Raw genomic sequence first — 12810 nt, forward strand, 5'->3', positions numbered from 1 at the left:
GTCATAGACTGCGCTCAGATGGGAGCGGCATCCTTTTGCGATTCCCTGAAACTTTTTTCCCAAACCAAACTTTTGTAGCAAAAGATACAGCAGACAGCCCGGCCCGAAGGGAAACGCCCAAAATATTCGTATTCTTTCAACAATATATCATCTTGTTTCTGTTAAATATAAATCAATTTTCGGTTTTAATTTAGCCTCAGTTAGCCATTTTAAATGTGAATCTGTATTTTTGTGTAAAATATTATAATTTAAGTATGAAAAAAAGTATTGTATTGTTAACATTGTTTGTTATCTCAAATTTAAGTGCTCAACAACGGCCTAAGTTAGTTGTAGGTATTGTAGTTGATCAAATGAAAATGGAATATTTATATCGATTTTCAGATGACTTTTCTCCAAATGGTTTTAAGAAATTAATGAATAGTGGGTATACTTTTCAGAATATGCATTATAATTATATGCCAACTTATACGGCTCCGGGACATGCTTCAATTTATACTGGGACGACACCAGCGACACATGGAATTGTTGGTAACGAATGGTTTAGCAGAACAACTGGAAAAGAAATGTATTGTACAGATGATGCTGGTGTAAAAATAGTTGGAGATGGAACAGTTGAAGAAGGCGCAATGTCTCCTAAAAATCTTCAAAGTACTACTATTACGGATGAAGTAAGAATGGCTACCAATTTTGAAGGTAAAGTTATTGGAATGAGTCTTAAAGATCGTGGTGCAATTTTGCCAGCGGGTCATTTTGCTAATTGGGCTTTTTGGTACAGTAAAACTGGCTCTTTTATTTCTAGTACTTTTTATGGTGAAAAATTGCCGGAATGGGTGACTCAGTTTAATAATGAGAAACATTACATGACATATATTAACAAAGGCTGGGATTTGTATAAGCCAGCTTCAACTTATAATGAGAGTTTACCTGATAATAACCCTTATGAAGGTAAATTATATGGTAGTGCTGCACCAGTTTTTCCATATGATTTGAAAACAATGTATGAGAAAAATGATGCCGGAATTTTGAGAGCTACTCCTTATGGAAATGATTTGTTAGCTGAGTTTGCTAAAAAAGCTATTGAAAAAGAAGAATTAGGAAAGGATAATATTACCGATTTTTTAACTGTTAGTTTTTCTTCTACAGATTATGTGGGACATTTGTTAGGGCCACGTTCTATGGAGCTTCAGGATACTTATTTAAGATTAGATCAGACTATTGCTGACTTCTTAGCTTATTTGGATAAAACAGTTGGAAAAGGGAATTACTTGCTTTTCTTAACAGCTGATCATGCTGGTGCCGAAAATGTTATTTATTTGAAAGATCGTAAATACAATGTAGATAATTTTCCTTCAAAAGACTTTAGAAAAAATCTTCAGGATTTCTCTATAAAAACTTTTGGTGTTGATTTGTTACTAAATTATTCTAACTTCAATATTTTCTTCAATAAACAAATAATTAAAGATAAAGGTTTGGAGTTAACAAAAGTAAAACAAGCTTTTAAAGAGTATATGATTTCACTTCCACAAATTAAGAAAGTGTATACGGAAGAAGAAATTTTAGCTAATTCTGGAAATGATTATTATTTGAATTTTGTTGCAAAAGGATATGATGTTACTCAGGATGGTGATATGGTTATCATCAATAAGCCAGGAGATATGGAATATTCTGTTACAGGAACTTCTCACGGAACTCCTTATAGTTATGATACTCATGTGCCTGCTATTTTTTACGGATGGCACATTAAAAAAGGAGAATCATACGATAAAAAAGCGATTACTGAAATTGCCCCAACAATAGCTCAAAAAATTAAAGTTAGTTTTCCTAATGGAACTGAGGCAAAAGTGTTGCAAGAAGTTTTAGACGAGAAAATCGAGAAAATCGAGAAAAAATAGTTTTTCTATTTATATATAAAAGTAAAACCTGTCATAAAATATGACAGGTTTTTTTATACATAAAAAAAAAGCTTTTCAGTTAAGAAAAGCCTTTTGAGTAGTGTTTTTTAGTAAGCACTTATTATAATGTTAGCACTATGCGTTTGCTAACACTAATTCTTCGTTGTAAGGAAGATTCCATGCCTCAGCAACTCCTTTGTAAAGAATTTTTCCGTTAGCAATGTTTAATCCTTTTTTCAATTCTTCGTTTTCGTTACAAGCTTTTTCCCATCCCTTGTTAGCTAATTGTACCGCGTAAGGTAAAGTTGCGTTAGTTAAAGCTAGTGTTGATGTATAAGGAACAGCTCCTGGCATATTAGCCACACAATAATGAACGATATCATCAATAATAAAAGTTGGATTTTCGTGTGTTGTAGGAGTACAAGTTTCAATACAACCTCCCTGATCTACAGCAACGTCAACTACAACAGTTCCCGGACGCATTAATTTTAGCATATCACGAGTAATCAGGTGAGGTGCTTTTGCTCCTGGAATTAAAACAGCTCCAACAATTAAATCTGCATCTTTAATTGCTCTTGTAATATTGTAATGGTTTGACATCTCTGTATTTACATTTGCTGGCATGATATCGTCAAGTTGACGTAAACGTGGCAAACTTAAATCCATAATAGTTACCTGAGCACCTAAACCAGCAGCCATTTTTGCAGCCTGAGTTCCAACGATTCCTCCACCTAAAACTAATACTTTAGCTGGCGGTACACCTGGAACACCACCTAAAAGAATTCCTCTTCCTTTCAATGGTTTTTCAAGATATTTTGCTCCTTGTTGAATTGCCATACGACCAGCAACTTCAGACATCGGTACTAATAATGGTAAACTACGATCTGCTTTTTCAACTGTCTCATAAGCTAAACAAACTGCACCTTTTTCAAGCATGGCATGAGTTAATGGCTCTGATGAAGCAAAGTGAAAATAAGTGAAAAGCAATTGATCTTTTTTGATTAAAGGATATTCAGAAGCAATTGGTTCTTTTACTTTAATGATCATTTCTGCGATTGCATAAACTTCTTCAATAGTTCCTAAAACTACTGCTCCTGCATTTGCATATTCATCATCGCTAAATCCACTTCCTACACCTGCAGTTGCTTGTACATAAACTGTATGTCCATGTTTTTTCATTTCAGAAACACCAGCTGGAGTTAATGCTACACGATTTTCGTTGTTTTTTATTTCTTTTGGAACACCTATTATCATCTTGTTATATTTTTTTGTTATCTTCTTGAATTTGTTTTACAAAGCTACTGATAGAGAATATATTATTGATATTGGAGGTATAAATAAGAAAATATTATTTTATTTTATACTTTTACAGAAAAATATTCTTTTTGGATAGGTTTAGGCTTCTCAAAAAAGAAAAAAAGACTAAATTTTACTAATTTAAGAAAACGTTTTCGTTATGGCTTTAGATGAAATTGACAAAAAAATCTTACGACTTTTGCAGGAAAATGCCCATTACACTTTAAAGGACATTGCAAATAAAATAAATCTATCTCTGACTCCTGTTCATGATAGGGTTAAACGCCTTGAGAAAGAGGGAGTTATAGAGAAATATGTTTCTATTTTGAACAAGAAAAAACTCGGAAATAATCTTACTGTTTATTGCCAGGTTACCTTAACGAAACAGACTTACGATACTTCTGAAGGGTTTAATCAATCCATTCTTAATTTACCGGAAGTGGTTGAATGTAATTACGTTTCTGGAAATTTCGATTATATGCTTAAAATTATCATTCCTGATATGGAAAGCTATCACCATTTTCATCAAAAAAAATTATCAATCTTGCCTGAAGTTTCCTTAATTAACACTGTTTTTGTGATTTCAGAAGTAAAAAGTACGACAGTTCTTCCAATTTAAAATAAACAAAAAACCACCAAGAAAACTTGATGGTTTTGAGAATAGTTGGTTTTAGTTTTATATTAATAATAAGTAAAACGTCTAACTTTAGCAATGTACTTTGCTAAACGAATTACCTGGTGACTATATCCATATTCATTATCGTACCAAATGTAAAGTACGATGTTCTTACCGTCTTTAGAAACAATTGTTGCATTGCTGTCATAAATCGATGGAGCAGAAGTTCCCACTATATCAGAAGAAACTAATTCATTATTTAAAGAATATTTGATTTGCTCTACAAGTTCTCCTTCTAAAGCGTATTTTTTCATTATTTTATTAATTCCTGCTATAGAGGTAGCTTTTTTAACTTCTAAGTTTAATACCACCAACGATCCGTTTGGAACGGGAACTCTGATAGCATTTGAAGTTAATTTTCCTTCAAGGGATGGAATTGCTTTTGCAACTGCAGTTCCGGCACCAGTTTCGGTAATAACCATATTTAATGCAGCAGCTCTTCCGCGACGGTATTTTTTATGCATATTGTCAACCAGATTCTGATCGTTTGTATAAGCATGAATGGTTTCTAAGTGACCTTTTGTAACCCCTAAAGTATCTTCAACTGCTTTTAAAATTGGTGTTATGGCATTTGTAGTGCAGGATGCTGCAGAAAAAATATTTATTTCGTCAGGATTATATTCAGTATGATTAACGCCGTGAACGATATTTGGAACTCCTTTTCCAGGTGCAGTCAATAAAACTTTGCTAACTCCATTTGAAGTTAAATGCCTTTTTAGCGTTTCCTCAGTTGTAAAAGCACCAGTATTATCAATAACTAAGGCATCGTTGATTCCGTATTGTGTGTAGTCTATTTCTTCGGGAGTATTGGCATTTATAATGTGAACAGTGGTTCCGTTTATAATTAGGGCATTATTTTTTGGATCTGCAATTACTGATCCCTGAAAATCCCCATGAATTGAATCGTAACGTAATAGAGAAGCTCGTTTCTCTAAAATTGAAGCGTCATTTTTGTCGCGGGTTACAATTGCTCTTAAACGCAATTGGTTTCCTTTGCCGGTTTTTGACATTAATTCTCTTGCTAGCAAACGTCCAATTCTACCGAATCCATATAAAACAACATCTTTTGGCTGAATTTCTTTTGTTGATTTTGCTTTTTTCAATTTTTCCATAACAAAATATCTTGCATCCGGATATTTCTCTTCTTCTAAAAGATATTCGTAGGTAAGTTTTCCTAAATCTAATTTTGCAGGTGGAAAATCTAAGGACAAAATTACTTTTGCAATTTCAACAGAATCAAAGACACTAATGGGCTTTCCTACGAATTCACCTGCGTATTGATGTAAATTGATTATATCACTGACATTTTTATCCAATAATTGGTTTTTGAATAGAACCATTTCGATGGATTTGTCATACCATAAATCGCTTATGACTTTTATTAATTCGACACCAGCTCTTCTTCGGTCGACTTGTAATGATACCTCTTTTTGGTATAAAGTTTTTTTACTCATAATTGATCAAATTGAAAAAATAAATAGACGACTATTTTTAAATTTGGCGCAAAAGTATCCATTTCAATCGATTTCGTAAACTATTTTGTGATTTATTTTTGAAAATAAAAAAGCCACCTTAATTTCTTAAGATGGCTTTTTTTGAGTTTCAGTCCCAGTCTCAGTTTTCAGTTTTTGACTGAAGACTGAGACTGATAATTGCGACTAAATAATGATTCTGAAGATTTCTCCATTTCTGTTTATCATTTCGATACGGACACTTTGTCCTTCGTCTTTTTTGCTTAAAAGTTTCGAAACGGTTTCAACATTTGTTGCTTTTACATTATCAATGCTTAAAATAATATTTCCTTGCAACTCATTTTGATATTGCATTAAATTGTCATTGGTTATGTTTTTAATTTTTACACCATAATCAATTCTGAATTTCTTTTTATCAGCGGCATCGATATTTTCTAATTCTATACCTTTAAATTCGGTACTAAAAAATTCATTTTTACTTAAAGTTACCGGAACTGTTTTGGTTTGCCCGTCTTTCATATAAGTAACCTTGACAACATCGTTTGGTCGTTTTGTGTTGATGTACCCAGAAAGATCAGCATAAGTTGCAATGTTTTGATCATCTAGTTTTACAATGATATCTCCTTTTGTAAGGCCCGCTTTTTCTGCTCCGGAATTTTTAGAAACTTTACTGATATAAAATCCCTGAGTTTGAGTTACTCCTAATTCTTTTGAAGCAGTACTATTTAATTCACCACCTTCAACACCTAGAATACCTCTTTGAACATTACCAAATTCCATAATGTCTTCGATAATTTTTCTGGCGATATTAGACGGAACTGCAAATGAATATCCAACATAAGATCCGGTCATTGACGAAATCATCGTGTTAATTCCAATTAATTCTCCTCTAGTATTTACTAACGCTCCACCACTATTTCCAGGATTTACAGCTGCATCAGTCTGAATGAATGACTGAATACCACTGGTGTCTAAATTTCGGGCTTTCGCCGAAACAATTCCCGCAGTTACAGTTGATGTAAGGTTGTACGGATTACCAACTGCCAAAACCCATTCGCCAATTTTTACATTGTCAGAATTTGCAAAAGCAGTGTAAGGTAGTTTTTCATCGGCATTGATTTTTAATAGTGCGATGTCCATTTTTGAATCGGTACCAATCAATTTTGCCGTATATGATTTCTTGTTGTTTAAGGTAATTTCAATTTCTGAAGCGTCTTTAACTACGTGATTATTCGTCACGATATATCCATCTTCAGAAATAATAACACCAGAACCAGTTCCTACTTGTTCCTGTTGTTGTTGACCACCGTATCCATAGAAAAATTCCATCATCGGATTACTGACTGTTCTTCTTGAAACATTCTTTACGTGAACAACAGTATGGATTGTCTTATCCGCAGCAGCTGTAAAATCAACTGTTTCAGCTGACAATGCAACATTTCTGCCAAATGAATTGGGGGCGAGCGTAACAACAGAATTTTCTCTTCCAAAAAAAGAATTGTTGCCATCAAATAATAATTTGTAAGCACCAAGTGTAGTAGCACCACTTAGTAATGACACTAAAAATAAGCTTGAAAATCTTTTCATAATTAGGATTTATGTTTAAGTTACTAACGTAAAATTAAAGGAAAAAATTATTTCAAAAAATGCTTTAACGCTCTTTAACATTGATTAACATTTCATTAATTAATAGTTCGTACTTTTGTACTTATTAATAGACTAAAAATGCAAATAGAATTTTATAAATATCAAGGTACGGGCAATGATTTTGTAATGATTGACAATCGTACTAATTTTTTCCCAAAGGAAGATATTCAACTGATTGAGCAATTGTGCGACAGAAGATTTGGCATTGGCGCTGACGGACTTATTTTACTCGAAAATGATTCGGATACTGATTTCAGAATGGTTTATTACAATTCTGACGGTAACGAAAGTTCGATGTGTGGAAACGGAGGTCGTTGCTTGGTAGCTTTTGCAAATCAATTGGGCGTGATCAAGAATCAGGCAATTTTTATGGCAACGGACGGATTACATCATGCTTCTGTTGGAAATGATGCCATTGTTTCTTTGCAAATGATTGATGTAGATGAAATACTAAAGAAAGATTCTTATACTTTTTTAAATACTGGATCTCCGCATCATGTTCAAATTGTTGAAGATTTGAAAAACTATAATGTAAAAGATAATGGAGCATCGATTCGTTACGGAGAATTATATGGAGAAAAAGGAAGCAATGTCAATTTTGTAAAGAAAATTGATGATGATACTTTTTCTGTTCGTACTTATGAAAGAGGTGTTGAAGATGAAACGTTAGCCTGTGGAACAGGAGTAACAGCAGTTGCAATTGCAATGAACGCGATAGGTCAAACTGACAAAACATCCATTAATTTAAATGTTGAAGGAGGAAAACTAGTTGTTTCTTTTGATAAAGTTGGAGATCAATTTACCAATGTTTTCTTAACTGGTCCTGCAAAATTTGTTTTTAAGGGAACAATTGAAATTTAAAAAAATCCAATTTTTAAATTCCAAAATCCAAAAATTAGAGAAGTCAAAATCTAAAATCAACAATCTAAAATTACAATGATCACACTCAAAGGAGAAAATATCTATCTGCGTGCATTAGAACCTAATGATTTAGAGTTTGTGTATGCGATGGAAAATGATCAGAGCATTTGGGAAGTTAGCAATACGTATACGCCATATAGTCGTTTTTTGGTTCGTCAGTATCTTGAAAATGCACATCAGGACATTTATGAAGCCAAACAATTGCGGTTGGCTATTTGTCAGGATGAAGATTTTCCTGCTATTGGATTAATTGATTTATTTGAATTTGATCCGAAGAATAATAAAGCGGGAGTTGGAATCGTTATCCAAAAGAATGAAAATAAAAGACAAAATATTGGTTCTGAAGCATTAGAACTTTTAATTAAATATGCTTTTTATAATTTAAATTTACATCAGCTCTATGCAAATATTAGTGTCGAAAATGTAGCAAGTATAGCTCTTTTTACTAAATTTGGTTTTGAGAAAATAGGAATTAAAAAAGATTGGATCTTGCTGAACAACCACTATCAAGACGAGGCAATGTACCAGTTAATTAACAAACAAATTTAAAATTTAGACTTTGAGCTTAAAAAAAATTATCACGATAACTGCTGTAGCCGTAATTTCAGGTTTAATGATTTACGGATTTATTTTAATCAGCAGGATTTTTAGCGCCAACACCAAATTTGAGGAAAAAGAACTGTATGTTTATGTTCCAACGGGTGCAAATTATACCGATGTTAAAAAAATATTAGAGCCGTATATTAAAAATTTTGAAAACTTCGAAATGGTAGCCAATAAAAGAAGCTATCCGGAAAATGTAAAATCAGGTCGTTTTTTGCTTAAAAAAGATATGAATAATATGGATTTGGTTCGTGCAATGCGATCTAATGTTCCGGTTAAATTAGCTTTTAACAATCAGGAACGTTTAGAGAATTTTGCCGGAAGAGTTGGTTCTGAAATTGAAGCGGATAGTTTATCCTTAATGAAAGCGATTAAAGATTCGACTTTCATGGCTGCTAATGGTTTTAATGAAGACAATGTTTTCGCCATGTTTATTCCAAATACTTATGAAGTATATTGGAATACTTCTGCTGAAAAATTCCGTGATAAAATGATCAAGGAATATCACAATTTCTGGACAGATAAAAGAATTGCAGAAGCAAAAGAACAAGGTTTAACACCTGTTCAGGCAACAATCTTAGCTTCAATTGTTCATAAAGAATCCGTTAAGAAAGATGAAAGACCTAGAATTGCCGGAGTGTATTTGAACCGTTTGCGTTTAGCAATGCCTTTACAAGCTGACCCAACTGTAATTTATGCCTTGAAATTAAGAGACAATAACTTTGATCAGGTTATCAAAAGAGTTTTTTATAATGATTTGGTTATGAAGTCTCCCTACAATACTTATGTGAATATCGGGCTTCCTCCGGGACCAATTGCAATGCCTGATATTACAGCTCTTGAGGCAGTATTAAACCCAGAAAAAAACGATTATATTTATTTTTGTGCTAGTGTTGAGCGTTTTGGATATCATGAGTTTGCTTCAACTTTAGCAGAACATAATGTAAATGCAAAAAAATATTCTGACTGGATCGCTAAGCAAGGAGTAACGAGATAATTTTTTTGAAAATTATTTCCATAAAATATAACCGAAGTTAAAGCTTCGGTTTTTTTATGGAAATTTTTGAAGTGTTGTGAATTTGAAAAATTATAGTGCAGAAAATACATTTGCATTCTTACTTTTTTATTTCGAGCAATAAAAAACCAAAGAAAATGACATTCATTTATATGTAAAAAAAATGAAAAACATGTAAGTTAAATATTGTTATTTTAACATATTTGCTAAAAATTTGCTAAAAATGATATTTTGAAGATTTATTTTTTTGAGGTTTTTGAGGAAAATAAATAATGCTTATTAACGCTCGAAAACTGCACTAATAAAGGGCTAGGGCAGATATTTGTATTCTTTGAAAACGTGTAATGTGTTGGATATCAGCATTGTTTGTTTTTGCTTACCTTTGCACCGTAGAAATTTCAAGAGGGTGACAGCGTTTTGAAGAAAAACAATTTATGATAAAGAAATGGTATTTTTATGCGAGTTTAGTCGTTATTATTACATTTTTAACTTTGGGTTTTAAACCCTTTAATCTAGAAACCAAACCTTGGTTTTTAATAGAAAAAACAGATGGATCAGAATACTTATTTCCATCGCTAGATAAGGATGATTATCCTGAATCAAACAAATTAAACGTCCCATACACGGGAAATCATCTAATCGGTTTTAAAGAAGCAGTTGCTTTTAAAGAGTCTCAGGGAAAATATCGTTTGGTAAATTCACTTGGTTACATGGGCAAATACCAATTTGGTCCTCAGGCATTGAGATCTATTGGTGTTCGTAGTGGAAAAGCATTCTTAAAAGATCCTGCTTTGCAAGAAAAGGCATTTATTGCGCTATTATCCAAAAATAAATGGATTTTGCGTAATGAAATCGAACGCTATGAAGGAAAAATCATTAACGGAATTGCCATTACCGAATCTGGAATTTTAGCTGCTGCGCATCTTGGTGGTGCCGGATCAGTCAAAAACTTCTTTAAAAATAAGGGAAACAGGTTTTTTAGAGATGCCTATGGAACTTCATTAAGAAGCTATATGAAAGCTTTTGGCGGTTATGATCTCTCTTATATTGAAGCAGATAGTAACGCTACAATAAACGACTAAAAAGTAAAAATTAAAAAATCCCGAGTTAATCGGGATTTTTTTATGGAATATATTTAATCAATTAATATTTCTAAAATTTTAATTGCTGCTTCGCTAATCTTTGTTCCTGGTCCAAAAATGGCTACTGCACCGGCATCAAATAAATATTGATAGTCTTGTGCTGGTATAACACCACCCACAATTACCATAATATCTTCGCGACCATGTTTTTTAAGTTCTTCGATAACCTGCGGAACCAAAGTTTTATGTCCTGCAGCTAAAGAAGAAACACCCAATATATGGACATCATTTTCAACAGCTTGTTTTGCAGCTTCAGCGGGAGTTTGGAAAAGTGGACCAATATCAACATCAAAACCTACATCGGCGTAGCCTGTGGCCACTACTTTTGCACCTCTGTCATGCCCGTCTTGTCCCATTTTGGCAATCATAATTCTTGGGCGTCTTCCTTCTTGTTTTGCAAAGGCATCAGCTAGTTGTTTTGCCTTTGCAAAATTTTCGTCATTTTTTATTGCTGCACTATACACACCGCTAAAGGATTTAATTTGTGCTTTGTACCTGCCAAAAACACTTTCCAGAGCATCGCTTATTTCGCCTAATGTTGCTCTTTCGCGAGCCGCTTCGGTTGCGATTTCCAGTAAGTTTCCTTGTCCGGTTTTGGCACAATGAATTAATTTTTCCAGTGATTGATTTACTTTTTCAGTATTTCTTTTTGCTTTTATATCTTCCAGACGTTCAATTTGTTGTTTACGAACCATTTGGTTATCAACATCCAAAATATGCAACGGATCTTCTTTCTCTAATCTAAATTGATTTACACCAACAATAATATCTTGCCCGCTATCAATTCGTGCCTGCTTTCTTGCTGCAGCTTCTTCAATTCTCAGTTTTGGAATTCCGGCTTCAATAGCTTTTGTCATTCCACCCAATTCTTCGACTTCTTCAATAAGTTTCCAAGTGTTTTCTAAAAGTTCATTTGTCAAACTTTCAACATAGTAACTTCCCGCCCAAGGATCAACAGTTTTTGTGATTTTAGTTTCTTCTTGTAAAAAGATCTGAGTATTACGTGCTATTCTTGCAGAGAAATCGGTAGGCAAGGCAATTGCTTCATCAAGTGCATTGGTATGTAAAGATTGTGTACCTCCAAAAGCAGCGGCAGTTGCTTCGATACAAGTTCTGGCTACATTATTAAAAGGGTCCTGTTCTGTTAAACTCCAGCCACTTGTCTGACAATGCGTTCGTAAAGCTAATGACTTATCACTTTTTGGATTGAATTGCTGAATTAATTTCGCCCAAATCATTCTTCCGGCTCTCATTTTAGCAATCTCCATAAAATGATTCATTCCAATGGCCCAAAAGAAAGAAAGGCGAGGAGCAAAGTCATCAATTGTCATTCCGGTTGATAGTCCGGTTCTAATGTACTCTAAACCATCTGCTAAAGTATAGGCCAATTCAATATCTGCAGTTGCTCCGGCTTCCTGCATATGATAACCCGAAATTGAAATAGAATTGAATTTGGGCATTTTTTTGCTCGTAAATTCAAAAATATCAGCAATAATTTTCATTGATGGTGTAGGAGGATAAATATAAGTGTTACGCACCATGAATTCTTTCAAAATATCATTCTGAATGGTTCCGGATAGTTTTTCAATTGCAACACCTTGTTCTTCAGCCGCTACTATATAAAAAGCCATAATAGGTAAAACAGCACCGTTCATAGTCATGGAAACCGACATTTCATCTAATGGAATCTGATCAAACAATACTTTCATGTCTTCAACAGAATCAATTGCAACACCTGCTTTCCCGACATCGCCGACAACTCTTTCATGATCTGAATCGTAACCACGATGCGTTGGCAAATCAAATGCAATTGAAAGTCCTTTTTGTCCTGCAGCTAAATTTCTTCTGTAAAAAGCATTACTTTCTTCTGCAGTTGAAAAACCTGCATACTGACGAATAGTCCATGGGCGTCTTACATACATTGTGGCATAGGGTCCACGTAAATTCGGCGCAAAGCCGGCTCCAAAATCAAGAAATTCTAGATTTTCAAGATCTTTTTCAGAGTATGTTTTTTTAAGCTCAATACCTTCAGCGGTTATGAAGTTATGAGTTAGGGGTTTTGAGTTATGAGTTGGCCCGCCTAACTCGTGACTTTTAACATCTAACGTTATATGTTTAAGGTCTTTTCTTATCATGGAGACACTTC

At 33.6% G+C, this 12810-nt stretch carries 11 protein-coding genes; 7 read left to right on the forward strand and 4 right to left on the reverse strand.

What is annotated here, in order from left to right:
* Positions 1-194 (forward strand): hypothetical protein (locus AC6CH4_RS23940; RefSeq protein WP_498107500.1); only part of this gene is annotated, 194 nt, incomplete at its 5' end.
* A gap of 60 nt (positions 195-254) precedes the next feature.
* Positions 255-1892: an alkaline phosphatase PafA gene (gene pafA / locus AC6CH4_RS23945; protein ID WP_498107502.1), complete on the forward strand. Its 1638-nt coding sequence runs from the start codon at positions 255-257 to the stop codon at positions 1890-1892.
* Positions 1893-2027: 135 nt separating this feature from the next.
* Here the strand turns inward: pafA and ald are convergent, their stop codons facing one another.
* Positions 2028-3146: an alanine dehydrogenase gene (gene ald / locus AC6CH4_RS23950; protein WP_498107504.1), complete on the reverse strand. Its 1119-nt coding sequence runs from the start codon at positions 3144-3146 to the stop codon at positions 2028-2030.
* A gap of 202 nt (positions 3147-3348) precedes the next feature.
* Here ald and AC6CH4_RS23955 point away from each other — a divergent pair, with 202 nt between their 5' ends.
* The gene (locus tag AC6CH4_RS23955) at positions 3349-3807 is read left to right on the forward strand and encodes an Lrp/AsnC family transcriptional regulator (protein ID WP_041516998.1); all 459 of its coding nucleotides are present in this window, start codon (positions 3349-3351) and stop codon (positions 3805-3807) included.
* 62 nt (positions 3808-3869) lie between these two features.
* On the opposite strand, the gene AC6CH4_RS23960 is transcribed toward AC6CH4_RS23955, so the two are convergent.
* Together AC6CH4_RS23960 and AC6CH4_RS23965 are read right to left on the reverse strand one after the other, a co-directional pair.
* A complete protein-coding gene (locus tag AC6CH4_RS23960) occupies positions 3870-5318 on the reverse strand; it encodes a glyceraldehyde-3-phosphate dehydrogenase (RefSeq protein WP_498107507.1) in 1449 nt (482 codons plus the stop codon).
* Between the two features lie 204 nt (positions 5319-5522).
* Positions 5523-6923: a trypsin-like peptidase domain-containing protein gene (locus tag AC6CH4_RS23965; protein WP_498107509.1), complete on the reverse strand. Its 1401-nt coding sequence runs from the start codon at positions 6921-6923 to the stop codon at positions 5523-5525.
* Positions 6924-7061: 138 nt separating this feature from the next.
* Here AC6CH4_RS23965 and dapF point away from each other — a divergent pair, with 138 nt between their 5' ends.
* The 4 genes from dapF (at position 7062) to AC6CH4_RS23985 (ending at position 10604) form a co-directional block, all read left to right on the forward strand.
* Complete coding sequence (gene dapF / locus AC6CH4_RS23970) at positions 7062-7844, forward strand: diaminopimelate epimerase (protein ID WP_498107511.1); 783 nt, start codon at positions 7062-7064, stop codon at positions 7842-7844.
* A 75-nt stretch (positions 7845-7919) separates the two neighbouring features.
* Positions 7920-8453, forward strand: a complete 534-nt coding sequence (locus tag AC6CH4_RS23975; protein WP_498107513.1) for a GNAT family N-acetyltransferase — start codon at positions 7920-7922, stop codon at positions 8451-8453.
* A 10-nt stretch (positions 8454-8463) separates the two neighbouring features.
* Entirely contained in the window at positions 8464-9504 is a 1041-nt protein-coding gene (mltG, locus tag AC6CH4_RS23980) for an endolytic transglycosylase MltG (protein ID WP_498107514.1), read from the forward strand.
* A gap of 452 nt (positions 9505-9956) precedes the next feature.
* Complete coding sequence (locus AC6CH4_RS23985; protein WP_498107516.1) at positions 9957-10604, forward strand: peptidoglycan-binding protein LysM; 648 nt, start codon at positions 9957-9959, stop codon at positions 10602-10604.
* A gap of 53 nt (positions 10605-10657) precedes the next feature.
* Here AC6CH4_RS23985 and scpA read toward each other — a convergent pair whose 3' ends face one another.
* Entirely contained in the window at positions 10658-12799 is a 2142-nt protein-coding gene (gene scpA, locus AC6CH4_RS23990) for a methylmalonyl-CoA mutase (RefSeq protein ID WP_498107518.1), read from the reverse strand.
* Between the last annotated feature and the right edge of the window lie 11 nt (positions 12800-12810).

It is taken from the genome of Flavobacterium sp. GQ95 (genome assembly GCF_059758655.1).

Bases quoted from the DNA above. Each gene is read 5' to 3' on its own strand.
- pafA (WP_498107502.1), top strand. From the start codon at position 255: ATGAAAAAAAGTATTGTATTGTTAACATTGTTTGTTATCTCAAATTTA.
- ald (WP_498107504.1), bottom strand. From the start codon at position 3,146: ATGATAATAGGTGTTCCAAAAGAAATAAAAAACAACGAAAATCGTGTA.
- AC6CH4_RS23955 (WP_041516998.1), top strand. From the start codon at position 3,349: ATGGCTTTAGATGAAATTGACAAAAAAATCTTACGACTTTTGCAGGAA.
- AC6CH4_RS23960 (WP_498107507.1), bottom strand. From the start codon at position 5,318: ATGAGTAAAAAAACTTTATACCAAAAAGAGGTATCATTACAAGTCGAC.
- AC6CH4_RS23965 (WP_498107509.1), bottom strand. From the start codon at position 6,923: ATGAAAAGATTTTCAAGCTTATTTTTAGTGTCATTACTAAGTGGTGCT.
- dapF (WP_498107511.1), top strand. From the start codon at position 7,062: ATGCAAATAGAATTTTATAAATATCAAGGTACGGGCAATGATTTTGTA.
- AC6CH4_RS23975 (WP_498107513.1), top strand. From the start codon at position 7,920: ATGATCACACTCAAAGGAGAAAATATCTATCTGCGTGCATTAGAACCT.
- AC6CH4_RS23985 (WP_498107516.1), top strand. From the start codon at position 9,957: ATGATAAAGAAATGGTATTTTTATGCGAGTTTAGTCGTTATTATTACA.
- scpA (WP_498107518.1), bottom strand. From the start codon at position 12,799: ATGATAAGAAAAGACCTTAAACATATAACGTTAGATGTTAAAAGTCAC.